This is a genomic window from Nonomuraea maheshkhaliensis (assembly GCF_039529435.1).
Taxonomy (GTDB): Bacteria; Actinomycetota; Actinomycetes; order Streptosporangiales; family Streptosporangiaceae; genus Nonomuraea; species Nonomuraea maheshkhaliensis.
Map to the genome: position 1 here is coordinate 175,153 of NZ_BAAAMU010000005.1, position 11,767 is coordinate 186,919.

Consider the following 11,767-nt stretch of genomic DNA (forward strand, 5'->3'; position numbering starts at 1 on the left):
GGGCGAGCCCCTCAGCCTGCCTCCGGGTCGTGGGCGAGGGTGGCGCGCAGGGAGCTCAGCGCCTGCGGGAGCAGGTCGCGCAGGGCCCTGGTCTCGCCCGGCCGCGTCCAGGCCCGGAAGGCGACCTGCTGGGCGAGCATGGCGAGGCCGGCGGCGAGGTAGGCGGCTCGCGGGTCGCCGCCCCGTGCGCGCAGCGCGGCCGCGATGGCCTCGGTGAGTGCGGCGTTCTTGCCGAGCTCGCGTTCCAGCAGCTCCGGGTTGGCGGCGATGACGGCGTAACGGTGTGCCACCACGGCCCGGCGGTGCTCGAACATCTTGTCGGCGACGGTCTCCAGCGCGCGCATGACGACGTCGAGCGGCGGCAAGGCTTCGTCGCCGGCCGCGATCTCGCCGATGATCTCCTGCTGCAGCTCCGAGCTCAGCCCGAACAGCACCTCGCGTTTGTCGCCGAAGTGGTTGAAGAACGTTCGCTGGGTGAGCCCCGCTCGCTGGACGATCTCGGCGACCGTCGTGCGCTCGAAGCCCTGTTCGTCGAAGAGCTCGAGCGCGGCGGTCTGCAGGCGCTCGACGGCGCCCGGTTTCCATCGCGGCATGCCACGAGTCTAACGCGACTTCACAATGTGCATTCATGGATGCTAGCGTGATGATTGCACAAGATGAAATCACTTCTGGGAGGTCTCCTCATGGTCAAGGTGTCGATCGTCGGCCCCGGCGACGGCGAGCTCATCGCCAACGGCCCAGCACACATCCGGATCCTCGAAGACGGCAGCAACACCGGTCACCGCCTGGGAATCGGTGAGGTCGTCATCCCCCCGCACACCCCCGGCCCGCCGCAGCACCGCCACGCCCAGCACGACGAAGGCTTCTACGTGCTGTCGGGCAACGTGCGCTTCACCATCGGGGTGGACGACCACGACGTCGGCCCCGGCACGTGGGTCACCGTCCCGCCGGGCGCGCCGCACACCTTCGCCAACCCGGGCGACGAGCCGGCGGTCATGCTCACCACCTTCACCCCGGACCTGTACGTGCAGTACTTCCGCGACCTCAAGGCCATGGTCGAGTCCGGCCGGCCCATGACCCGCGAGACCATGGCGCCGATCTGGAAGAACTACGCCACCGAACCGTCCACCGAATTCGCGCCGTAACCTCCCGGCGTGCAGGGAGGCAGGCGACGATCCGGCGGCCGCGGTCCCGTCCGTCCCCGCCGGGGCGGGCGGGACTCCGCTGTTTTCGGCGGGACAGGGGCAGGGAGCGGAACGCCTCAACCGGCCGCCACGGGCCCTCACCCGCCATCACCTGAGCCCGCCATCACCTGAGCCCGCCATCACCTGAGCCCGCCGGCTCTTGAGCCCAGCGGCCGGCCGGGCGCTCCGGTTCGGCAGGATACGAGATGTCCTGATACGGTCACTGCAGGTGCGCCGGGAAGTCTGGTCGGCAGGTCCCCGTCCCGTCGCCTAAAGGATGTGCTCACATGCGCACCCCTGACCTGCCCGCCGGTGTTCCCCTGCCCGATGACGACCGCCGCCACCCGGCGCCGGCGGCCCGGGCCCCGATGTCCGCGGCATGAGCGTCCTGTCCTGGATCAGCGTGGCGGTCTTCCTGGCCTCCTACGCGCTGATCGCCACCGAGAAGATCCACCGGGTCGCCGCCGCGCTCGGCGGCGCGGGCATCATGCTGGCCGTCCACGCCACCGGCGCCGAGGCCGCGTTCTTCTCCGAGCACACCGGCATCGACTGGAACGTCATCTTCCTGCTGCTCGGCATGATGATCATCGTCGGAGTGCTGAAGCGGACCGGCGTGTTCGAATACCTGGCCATCTGGGCGGCCAAACGCGCCCGCGGCCGGCCGTTCCGGCTCATGGTGCTGCTGGTGCTGATCACCGCCGGGGCGTCCGCGCTGCTGGACAACGTGACCACCGTGCTGCTGATCGCCCCGGTGACATTCCTGGTGTGTGAGCGGCTCGCGGTCAACCCGGTCCCGTTCCTGATCGCCGAGGCGATGGCGTCCAACATCGGCGGCGCCGCCACGCTGGTCGGCGACCCGCCGAACATCATCATCGCCAGCCGCGCCGGCCTGAGCTTCAACGACTTCCTGATCCACATGGCGCCGATGGTGATCGTGCTGATGGCGGTGTTCGTCGGCCTGTGCCGGCTGATGTTCGGCCGTTCGTTCCGGTACGACCCGAAGCGGGCGGCGGAGGTCATGGCGCTGGACGAGCGGGAGGCGATCGCGGACCGGCGGCTGCTGTGGCAGAGCCTGGCGGTGCTGGCGCTGGTGATGGCGGCGTTCGTCCTGCATCCCGTGCTGCACTACGAGCCGAGCGTCGTCGCGCTGCTGGGCGCGGGCGTGCTGGTGGCGGCGACCAGGGTGACCACCGAGCAGGCCATCGCCGAGGTGGAGTGGCCCACGCTGGTGTTCTTCGCCGGGCTGTTCGTCATGGTGGGCGCCCTGGTCGAGACCGGCGTCATCGCGGGGCTGTCCGAGGCCGCGGTCGCCGCCACCGCCGGGCGGCCGGAGCTGGCCACGATGGGGCTGCTCGGCGTCTCGGCCGTGCTGTCGGCCATCGTGGACAACATCCCGTACGTGGCCACGATGAGCCCGATCGTCGAGCAGCTCGTCCAGGCCGGCGGTGACGGCGGGCAGGTGCTGTGGTGGGCGCTGGCCTTCGGCGCCGACCTGGGCGGCAACGCCACCGCCGTCGGCGCCGCCGCCAACGTGGTCATCCTGGGCATCGCCGCCCGCAACGGCACCCCGATCAGCTTCTGGCAGTTCACCCGGTACGGGCTGATCGTCACCGCGGTCACCGTCACCCTGGTCGCCCCGTACCTGTGGCTGCGTTACCTCATGTGAGCCCGCCATCGGCCGGCACGCCCAGCGCGGACAGGAAGGCCACGGCGGCGGGGGACGGCTGGTGCCGGCTCCAGATGAGGTGCTCCATGCGGGCCGGGGCGTCGCTGAGCCGGACGACGGGCAGGTCGGGAAGCTGCGCCACGAACGCCTCCGGCAGCATCCCGATCCCCAGCCCAAGCCGGATCAGGCGGGCCATGAAGTCGGGGGTCGACACCTCGAAGGCGACCTCGCGCGCGATCCCGGCCGCGGCGAAGGCCTCGTCGGACTGGATCCGCCCGGCGGTGCCGGCGGGGAAGTCGACGAACGGCTCATCGGCCAGCCTGCTCAGCGTCACCCGCTCCTCGCCGGCCAGCCGATGGCCGGGCGTGACCACGGCGACGAGATCGCCGCGGGCCAGCTCACGGCCGCGCACGCCCTTGGGCCGCGCACCCGGGGGCAGCCCCAGGAAGGCGACGTCCAGCGTGCCCTGACGGACGCGTTCGACGAACTCCTCGCTCGCGCCCGAGCGCAGGCTGATCCGCACCTGGCGGTGACGCTCGTGGAAGCGGCGCAGCACGAGCGGCAGGTCGACCGCCGTGACCGTGGGGATGGCGCCGATGGCCAGCCGGCCGCGGATCTCGCCCGCGGCGGCGGCCACCTCCGCCCGGGCCCGCTCGGCCGCCTCGAGCGCCTGGCGGGCGGCGGGCAGGAACGCCTCGCCCGCCGGGGTCAGCAGGACGCGGCGGCTGGTGCGGTCGAACAGCCTGGCGCCCAGCTCGCGTTCCAGCCGCGCGATCTGATGGCTCAGCGCCGACTGCACGACCATGCACCGCTCGGCGGCGCGGGTGAAGTTGCTCGTCTCGGCGACGGCGACGACGTAACGCATCTGCTGAAGCTCCACCCATCAATCGTGAACCACGATCGATCCGATGACAAACATGCGTTGGACTCATCGATCGCCGATGCCCGAGGCTGGGACGCATGACGACGACACCCCATCCCGGCGGCCTGTCGCGCTGGTTGCTGCTGCTCATGTCGGCGGCGACCGGGCTGGCGGTCGCGGGCAACTACTTCGCGCAGCCGCTGCTCGACCTGATCGGCCGCGACCTCGGCCTCGGGCCCGCGAGCGCGGCCCTGCTCGTGACGGCCGCGCAGGCCGGGTACGCGCTGGGGCTGATCCTGCTGGTGCCGCTCGGCGACCTGATGGAACGACGGCGCCTCGCCGTGGCACTGTATGCGGCGACCGCGGTGTTCCTGCTGGTCTCGGCCACCGCGCCCGGCGGCACGGTGCTCCTGATCAGCACGGCCCTGACCGGGCTGGCCTCGGTCGGGGCGCAGGTCGTGGTGCCGTTCGCGGCGACGCTGGCGGCCCCGGCCGAACGCGGCCGGGTGGTCGGCACCGTGATGACCGGATTGATCCTCGGCCTGCTGCTGGCCCGCACCGCGTCGGGAACCCTGTCGGAGCTGGGCGGCTGGCGGACGGTCTACTTCGCCAACGCCGCCCTGATGGCGCTGACGGCCGTGCTGCTGCGCCTGTTCCTGCCCCGTCTCGGCGGCGACGGCGGGCGCCTGTCCTACCCTGCGCTGCTGCGCTCGACGGTGGCGATGTTCCGCCTGGAGCCGCTGCTGCGCTGGCGGGCGGGCATCGGCGCGCTGAGCCTGGCCTCCTTCAGCGTGCTGTGGACGGCGCTGACCTTCCTGCTGGCGGGCTCCCCGTACGCGTGGACGGAGCCGGCCATCGGCCTGTTCGGCCTGGTCGGCGCGGCGGGCGCGCTGACCGCCACGGTGGCGGGCAGGCTGGCCGACCGCGGGCTCGTGCAGGCCGTGACCGGCGCGGGAACGGTGCTGCTCGTGGTGTCCTGGCTCGCGATCGCCGCGGGGGCACGCTCGCTGGTGTGGCTGCTCGCCGGCGTGATCCTGCTCGATCTGGCGCACCAGGCGGTGCTCAACAGCAGCCAGAACGTCGTCTACGCGCTGCGGCCGCAGGCCCGCAACCGGATCAACTCCGCGTTCATGACCTCCTTCTTCGCCGGCGGCGCGATCGGCTCCGCGCTGACCTCGCTGGTCTGGGTGCACGCCGGCTGGAGCGGCGTGTGCGTCCTGGGCGGCGCGCTGTCGGCGGGGACCGCCGTGCTGTGGATCCTGGAACGCCTCACCACCGGCCGGCCCGCCGGCACACCCTCGCGGCCCGTGGCACACCCGGTGCCGGCCGGCTCGACCAAGGGAGATTGACCATGTCACGCACCGTACTGATCACCGGAGCGACCGGGACCGTCTCCGGCGCGCTGACGGACGTGCTGCGCAGCGCCGGCATCCGGCCGCGGGTGCTCGTCCGCGACGCCTCCAGGGCGCGAGAATTGCGCGAACGCGGGGCCGAGGTGTTCGCCGGCGACCTGGGCGACGCCCGGTCGCTGCCGCCCGCCTTCGAGGGCGTGCACGACCTGTGGCTGCTCACCCCGAACGGCCCGCGCGCCCCCGAGCACAGCAGCAACGCCGTCTGGGCCGCCCGTCAGGCCGGGGTGGAGCGCGTCGTGCGCCTGTCGGCGATCGGCGCCGCGCACGACGCGCCGAACCGCAGCGGCCGCCTGCACGCGCTGTCGGACCGGGAACTCGAACGCTCGGGCCTGCGCTGGACGATCCTGCGCCCGCACTGGTTCATGCAGAACCTGCTGAACGAGGCCGGCGACATCACGGCCACCGGCACGTTCGCGCTGAACATGGGCGCGGCCCGGATCGGCATGATCGACGTGCGCGACGTCGCCGGGTGCGCCGCCCGCGTGCTCCTCGACGACCCCGGCCGCCACGACGGCAAGGTGTACACGCTCACCGGGCCGCGCTCGCTGACCTTCGACGAGGCGGCCGGCGCGCTCAGCCGCGTCCTCGGCCGGCCGGTCTCCTACCTGCCGGTCAGCGACGAGGCCAGGCGCAAGATGCTGCTCGGCCACGGCGTGCCGCGGTGGATCGCCGACATGCTGCAGGAGTACGCGCAGGCGTACGCCGGCGGCTGGGGAGACGTGGCCACCGGTACGGTGGCCGACCTGCTCGGCCGGGCGCCGCGCGACATCGCCGGCTTCGCCCGCGACCACGCCGCCGCCTTCACCCCGCCCGAGCCTCGCTGAGGCACCCCTGCTGACGTTTGAGGCGCGCCGCGCCCGGCTGGAGCGCTCTCCGGTCGTCACACGTGGCGGTGCAGGAGCATTCCGGGCCACTCGCCCACGGTGAACGGGGCCGAGCGGGTGAAGCCGCAGCTCTCGTAGTAGGCGACCAGTCGGCCGTCGTCACCGGCGTAGCAGTCGACCCGCACCAGGCCGACCCCCCGCTCGCGGGCCTCGCCGAAGGCCCAGTCGAGCAGCGCCCGGCCGACGCCGTGGCCGGCGTGGTCGCGGTCGGTCACCAGGGCCTGCACGTAGAGCTCGGGCTCGCCGGCGGGGGTGACGTAGTCGTGGGCGGGCCCGACGCTGATGCAGCCGGCCGGGCGGCCGTCGCGCTCGGCGATGCGCAGGCCGCCGCCGGCCAGCCAGGAGGCGACCTGCTCGGTGCGGCGGGCGTCGCCGGTGAAGGGCCGCTCACCCCACTGGCCGGTGCGGCCGCGGGCGGACAACCAGGTGACGGCGCTGTCGAACATGGCCAGAACCGTGGCGACGTCGCCGTCCCGGCCGGGGCGGATGTGCATGATCAGGTGATTTCCTTACCCAGGGTGCCCGCCGTCTGTCCCGTACGGGAGCGTCAGGCCTTGCTGCTGTTCAGGGCGCTGCCCTTCTTCCACTGCGAGAACGACATCTGCCAGAAGCCCCAGCCGTTGTTCCACTCCAGTTCGCGGTCGGTGCCGGTGATGTCGACGACGTCGCCGCGCTGGAAGTGGTCGTAGTACCACTTGGCCTGGTCGGGCCGGGCGTTGACGCAGCCGTGACTGACGTTGCGCACCCCCTGGGCCCAGACGTTGTTCTTGGCGTGGACGTACTCGCCGGAGTTGGAGATCCGCACCGCGTGGTCGATCATGACGTCGTAGTAGCCGGGATCGCCCTTCTTGCGGCCGGGCGAGATCATGCGCACGGGGCTGCCGCGTTCCATCGTCAGGTGCACGCCGGAGGTCGTGGTGTACTCGCGGGTGGTGGCCATGCCGGCGCTGATGCGCATCGTCTGCACCCGCTTGCCGTCGCGGTAGACGTACATCATGTGCTTGGCGACGTCGACCTTGCTGATCTGCTTGGCGCCGATCTTCAGGTCCGCGGTGTAGTCCTTGGTCCCGTACAGGCCCTTGCCGGCCTTGATGCCGGTGATGTTGGCGTTGAAGGTGACCTTCTGGTGGGCCGGCCAGTACTTGGCGGTGCGGTAGATGACGACGGTGTCGTTGATCCACCGCCAGGCGCCCTCGACCGGCTTTTCCGCCTCGACCTCCAGGGCGCGCTCGATGGTGGCCTTGTTGCTCACCGGCTGGTTGAAGGTCACGATGATGGGCGCGCCGACACCGAGCTTCTCGCCCTTGGCGTTGGGGGTGACGTCGGCGACCTGCAGCGAACGCTCGGGCTTGGCCGTGGTGAACGTGCTGCTGGCGGTGGTGGCGCCGGCCGTGGCCGAGACGCTGTAGCTGGTGGACGGCTTCAGCGCCGTCTTGGAGACCCACCGCGTCTTGTCGGTGTTGTACCTGCCGTCCAGCTGCTCGCCGTCGGCCTCGACGACCACGTTCTCCAGGGCGCCGCCGGCGGCGGTGACGACGACCTTCTTGTCCGGGTGGACCTTGGACGTGCCCTCGGCAGGACTGATCTTGACGGTGGGGGCCTGCGGCGTGGCCACGGTGGTGCCTTCAGGGGAGTCGGGGCCCGCGGGCGTCGCGGGACCGGCGCCAGAGCATGACGCGGTCAGCGCTGCGGCCGTGAGCAGCGCGGCTGCGGTGGCGGGCTTCCTCCAGGCAGTCGCAACGTTCAAGATTGTCCTCTCCCCATGAGTACCAAAAGGCACCCCAAAAACCTTAATGCTCCTACATGTAGGACGCGAAATCATTCGAGAGAGTTCGATCACATTTCAATTACTTCTTGACCCGCCGGGCGGGCGGCACCCCGCCCCGGGGAGCCCGCGCAGGTCAGAGCGCAGGTCAGGCCGTGGCCCTGGCCCGGTCGAGGCGATGGGTCAGGCCGGTGTGACGGCGGCCCGCCCCCTTCGTCCGTACGGCCTGCGCCAGCGCCCGCCGCGACCCGACGATCACGACGAGCTTCTTGGCCCGCGTGATGGCGGTGTAGAGGAGGTTGCGCTGCAGCATCATCCACGCGCTGGTGGCCAGCGGGATGACGACGGCGGGGTACTCGCTGCCCTGGGAGCGGTGGATGGAGACGGCGTAGGCGTGGGCGAGCTCGTCGAGTTCGTCGAAGGCGTAGTCGACCGACTCCTCCTCGTCGGTCAGGACGGTCAGCTTGTGCTCGTCGGGCCGGATGTCGGTGACGATCCCGACCGTGCCGTTGAACACCCCTGCCGCGCCCTTGTCGTAGTTGTTGCGCAGCTGGGTGACCTTGTCGCCGACGCGGAAGACGCGGCCGCCGTACCGGCGCTCCGGCATGCCCTCCCTGGCCGGGGTGAGCGACTCCTGGAGCGCCGTGTTGAGCGCGCCGGCGCCCGCGGCGCCGCGGTGCATGGGGGCCAGCACCTGCACGTCGCGGCGCGGGTCGAGGCGGAAGCGCCGGGGGATGCGGCGGGCCACCACGTCCACGGTGAGGGCGGCGATCTCCTCCGGCTCCTCGCACGGGAACAGGAAGAAGTCCTGCATGCCCTCCAGGACGGGGTGGCGGCCGGTGTTGACCCGGTGGGCGTTGACCACGACCCCCGATTCCTGGGCCTGGCGGAAGATCTGCGTCAGCCGTACGCGCGGCACGTCCTTGGCGGCGAGCAGATCCTTCAGCACCTCGCCCGCGCCGACCGACGGCAGCTGATCGACGTCGCCGACGAACAGCAGGTGGGCGCCGGGCGCGACGGCCTTGACGAGCTTGTTGGCCAGCAGCAGGTCCAGCATGGACGCCTCGTCGACGACCACCAGGTCGGCGTCGAGGGGGTTGTCGCGGTCGAACGTGGCCTCGCCGCCCGGCCGCAGCTGCAGCAGCCGGTGCACGGTGGTGGCCTCGTGGCCGGTCAGCTCGGCCAGGCGCTTGGCCGCCCGGCCGGTCGGCGCGGCCAGGATGACCTTGGCGCGCTTGGCGCGGGCCAGCAGCACGATGGAGCGCACGGTGAAGCTCTTGCCGCAGCCCGGCCCGCCGGTCAGCACCGCGACCTTCTCGGTCAAGGCCAGCCGGACCGCCTGGCGCTGCTCGGCGGCCAGCTCGGCGCCGGTCTTGCCGTGCAGCCACGTCTCGGCCCGCTCCCAGTCGACGTCGGCGAAGGCCTTGAGCCGGTCGTGGCCGCCGTTCAGCAGTGACAGCAGGCCGGAGGCCAGCGACATCTCGGCGCGGTGGAAGGGCGGCAGGTAGACGGCCGGCACCAGGTTGTCGCCGGCGGGGATCTGCTCGCGTACGACGCCCTCGTCGGCGACCAGCTCCTCCAGGCAGGAGGCGACCAGGTCGGCGGGCACCTCCAGGATCTTGACCGCGTCGCCGACGAGGTTGGGGGCCGGCAGATAGCAGTGGCCGTCGTCGGCCGCCTGCGACAGCGTGTAACGCACGCCGGCCTTGACCCGCTCGGGGCTGTCGTGCGGGATGCCGACGGCCTGCGCGATCGTGTCGGCGGTCTTGAACCCGATCCCCCACACGTCGTCGGCCAGCTGGTACGGGCGGCTCCTGACGACGGAGATGGAGGTGTCGCCGTACTGCTTGAAGATGCGCACCGCGATCGAGGTGGACACCCCGACCCCCTGAAGGAAGATCATCACCTCTTTGATGATCTTCTGCTCCTCCCAGGCGGCGGCGATCATCTTCGTCCGCTTGGGACCGAGACCGGGCACCTCGACCAGGCGCTCGGGCTGCTGCTCGATCACCTCAAGGGTGCCCGTGCCGAAGTGGTCGACGATCCGCTCGGCCATCTTGGGGCCGATGCCCTTGATCAGCCCGGAGCCGAGATAGCGGCGGATGCCCTGCACGGTGGCCGGCAGCACCGTGGTGTAGGACATCACCTCGAACTGGCGGCCGTAGCGGGGGTGGGAGGTCCACCGGCCGTGCAGCCGCAGCGACTCGCCGACCTGCGCGCCCAGCAGCGGCCCGACGACGGTCAGCAGGTCGGCGCCGGTGCGCTCGGTGGCCACGCGGGCGATCGTGTAGCCGGTCTCCTCGTTCGCATAGGTCACGCGTTCGAGCACGGCGTCGAGCGTCGCACCGGCGATCTTCGAGCCCTCGTCCGGGCTCCCCACGGGCCTCCCCACACCGAGGAGACTAGGGCAGATCTTGCTTCCCGCGACACCCGGCCCCGGCCGGCGATCCGGCGATCCGGCGATCGGCCATCAGCACGTGCTCGCCACCTCTCGCCGCCGGCCTGCGGTTGCGCGGGAACAAAACTCCAAGACCGGCGGCCGGCCGGCCGGGCACACTCGGCGCATGAGTGAGCTTTTGCGGGGGATGCACGTCGTCAGGGACGGGCCGCGGCAGGCGCCGCCGGTGTTGCTCGTCCACGGATCGGGAGCCAGCGGCGGCTTCTGGAGCCCCATGGTGCCGCTGCTGGCCGGCCAGCGTCAGGTCATCCGGGTCGATCTGCCGGGCTGCGGCAAGTCCCCCCACCCGCCCCCGTCCTCGCCGTCGTACGACGTGGCGGCGCAGGCGGGACAGGTGGCGGGGCTGCTGGACGATCTCGGCCTGAGCCACGTCGCCGTGGCCGGGCACTCCAGCGGCGGATACATCGCCACCGCGCTGGCCGAGCAGCGGCCCGACCTGGTGGGTTCGCTCGCGCTGATCAGCGCCGGCCCGCGCCCGGACGCGCTGCTGCGCCAGCCGCTCATCCTGCGGGCGCTGCTGGCCCCGCCCCTGGGACCGATCCTGTGGGCGAGGCGTTCCGACGCGATGATCCGCAAAGGGATCGGCGCGACGGCCGTGCGCCCGATCAGCCTGCCGGACGACGTGGTCGCCGACCTGCGCGGCATCACCTACCCCGCGATGCGGACCGTGCTGCGCGCCAACACCGCCTACATCGCCGAGCGGAGCCTGCCGGCGCGGCTGGCCGCCCTCCGGCTCCCCCTGCTGGTGATCTTCGGCGCCGCCGACCCGCGCTGGGATCCGTCGTCGGCGCACCTGTACGACGCCGTACCGGACGCCCGGATCGAACTGCTGCCCGGCGTCGGGCACCTGCCCATGATGGAAGCGCCGGAGACGACCGGCGAACTGCTGCTGAGCTTCACGGCCACGAGCCGGCGGCGAGCCTGACCCCGATGCCTAGACTGACGCCGTGACACCGATGGGGACGCCGTCCGGCCGGGCGTGGGTGGACGTCGCGCTCCCGCGCCCGTCGCTCCGGCTGCCCGGGGTCGGCATGGCCGGGTTCCGCCATCGCGCCCCGGGCCCGGTCGACATCCCCATGGTCGCGCACCCGTCCGTCACGCTGCTCGTCGATCTGAGCGACGGAGCCGGCGCCGTCTACGAAACCCCCTCCCGGCGCGAGCGCGGCAGCGTCGTCGTCGGGCTCCTGCCCGGCGAGCTCCGGGCCACCGGCCGGGGAACCGGCCAGGTGCTCCAGATCCGGCTGGAGCCGGTCGCGGCGGCGGTGCTGTTCGGGGCGCCGGCCGAGCTCGCCGGGACGGTGACCGCCCTTGAGGATGTCTGGGGCCGCGACGCCGAGGACCGGCTGCGCGCCGCCGCCTCATGGGACGAACGCTTCACGATCGCGGCGGATCTCCTCGGCCGCCGGCTGAGCGCACACCCGCCGGTCGATCCGCAGGTCGCCCACGCCTGGCGGCGCACGATCGCCGGCCGGGGACGGGTCCGGGTCGACGGGCTGGCGGACGAGGTCGGGTGGAGCCGTAAGCGCCTGTGGTCCA

10 protein-coding genes and 1 pseudogene are annotated in these 11,767 nt (G+C 72.1%); 6 read left to right on the forward strand and 5 right to left on the reverse strand.

All coding sequences use genetic code 11. The features are described from left to right. Positions 1 to 11: 11 nt before the first annotated feature. Positions 12 to 593 carry a TetR/AcrR family transcriptional regulator gene (locus tag ABFX54_RS05860; RefSeq protein WP_346102035.1) on the reverse strand — a complete coding sequence of 194 codons (582 nt, stop codon included), beginning with the start codon at positions 591 to 593 and terminating at the stop codon, positions 12 to 14. 63 nt (positions 594 to 656) lie between these two features. On the opposite strand from ABFX54_RS05860, the gene ABFX54_RS05865 reads away from it, so the two are divergent. Together ABFX54_RS05865 and ABFX54_RS05870 are read left to right on the forward strand one after the other, a co-directional pair. Further along, positions 657 to 1,145, forward strand: coding sequence for a cupin domain-containing protein (locus ABFX54_RS05865; protein WP_346102037.1), 489 nt, complete (start codon positions 657 to 659; stop codon positions 1,143 to 1,145). Between the two features lie 418 nt (positions 1,146 to 1,563). Beyond that, a complete protein-coding gene (locus ABFX54_RS05870; RefSeq protein ID WP_346102039.1) occupies positions 1,564 to 2,850 on the forward strand; it encodes an ArsB/NhaD family transporter in 1,287 nt (428 codons plus the stop codon). Here ABFX54_RS05870 and ABFX54_RS05875 read toward each other — a convergent pair. Then, positions 2,843 to 3,730, reverse strand: a complete 888-nt coding sequence (locus tag ABFX54_RS05875) for a LysR family transcriptional regulator (protein WP_346102041.1) — start codon at positions 3,728 to 3,730, stop codon at positions 2,843 to 2,845. The two genes, ABFX54_RS05870 and ABFX54_RS05875, sit on opposite strands and share 8 nt — an antisense overlap. A gap of 80 nt (positions 3,731 to 3,810) precedes the next feature. On the opposite strand from ABFX54_RS05875, the gene ABFX54_RS05880 reads away from it, so the two are divergent. Both ABFX54_RS05880 and ABFX54_RS05885 read left to right on the forward strand, forming a co-directional pair. Beyond that, the gene (locus tag ABFX54_RS05880) at positions 3,811 to 5,061 is read left to right on the forward strand and encodes an MFS transporter (protein WP_346102043.1); all 1,251 of its coding nucleotides are present in this window, start codon (positions 3,811 to 3,813) and stop codon (positions 5,059 to 5,061) included. A 2-nt stretch (positions 5,062 to 5,063) separates the two neighbouring features. Next, a complete protein-coding gene (locus ABFX54_RS05885) occupies positions 5,064 to 5,948 on the forward strand; it encodes an SDR family oxidoreductase (protein WP_346102045.1) in 885 nt (294 codons plus the stop codon). A 56-nt stretch (positions 5,949 to 6,004) separates the two neighbouring features. Here ABFX54_RS05885 and ABFX54_RS05890 read toward each other — a convergent pair whose 3' ends face one another. From ABFX54_RS05890 to recD2, 3 genes are all read right to left on the reverse strand, one after another. Continuing rightward, complete coding sequence (locus ABFX54_RS05890) at positions 6,005 to 6,502, reverse strand: GNAT family N-acetyltransferase (protein ID WP_346102047.1); 498 nt, start codon at positions 6,500 to 6,502, stop codon at positions 6,005 to 6,007. Between the two features lie 53 nt (positions 6,503 to 6,555). After that, on the reverse strand, positions 6,556 to 7,755 hold the full coding sequence (locus tag ABFX54_RS05895) for a L,D-transpeptidase (RefSeq protein ID WP_346102049.1): 1,200 nt from the start codon (positions 7,753 to 7,755) through the stop codon (positions 6,556 to 6,558). A gap of 166 nt (positions 7,756 to 7,921) precedes the next feature. Next, positions 7,922 to 10,165 (reverse strand): SF1B family DNA helicase RecD2, encoded by a 2,244-nt coding sequence (recD2, locus tag ABFX54_RS05900; protein WP_346102050.1) that lies wholly within the window; start codon positions 10,163 to 10,165, stop codon positions 7,922 to 7,924. Positions 10,166 to 10,337: 172 nt separating this feature from the next. Between recD2 and ABFX54_RS05905 the strand changes: the two genes are divergently transcribed. Together ABFX54_RS05905 and ABFX54_RS05910 are read left to right on the forward strand one after the other, a co-directional pair. Continuing rightward, positions 10,338 to 11,156 (forward strand): alpha/beta fold hydrolase, encoded by an 819-nt coding sequence (locus ABFX54_RS05905; protein ID WP_346102051.1) that lies wholly within the window; start codon positions 10,338 to 10,340, stop codon positions 11,154 to 11,156. A 31-nt stretch (positions 11,157 to 11,187) separates the two neighbouring features. Then, positions 11,188 to 11,767, forward strand: a pseudogene (locus ABFX54_RS05910) (AraC family transcriptional regulator); the annotation flags it as partial.

Excerpts from the sequence above, each read along its gene's own strand:
- ABFX54_RS05860 (WP_346102035.1), bottom strand. The coding sequence starts at position 593 with ATGCCGCGATGGAAACCGGGCGCCGTCGAGCGCCTGCAGACCGCCGCG.
- ABFX54_RS05890 (WP_346102047.1), bottom strand. The coding sequence starts at position 6,502 with ATGCACATCCGCCCCGGCCGGGACGGCGACGTCGCCACGGTTCTGGCC.
- ABFX54_RS05905 (WP_346102051.1), top strand. The coding sequence starts at position 10,338 with ATGAGTGAGCTTTTGCGGGGGATGCACGTCGTCAGGGACGGGCCGCGG.
- ABFX54_RS05870 (WP_346102039.1), top strand. The coding sequence starts at position 1,564 with ATGAGCGTCCTGTCCTGGATCAGCGTGGCGGTCTTCCTGGCCTCCTAC.
- ABFX54_RS05880 (WP_346102043.1), top strand. The coding sequence starts at position 3,811 with ATGACGACGACACCCCATCCCGGCGGCCTGTCGCGCTGGTTGCTGCTG.
- ABFX54_RS05885 (WP_346102045.1), top strand. The coding sequence starts at position 5,064 with ATGTCACGCACCGTACTGATCACCGGAGCGACCGGGACCGTCTCCGGC.
- ABFX54_RS05865 (WP_346102037.1), top strand. The coding sequence starts at position 657 with ATGAAATCACTTCTGGGAGGTCTCCTCATGGTCAAGGTGTCGATCGTC.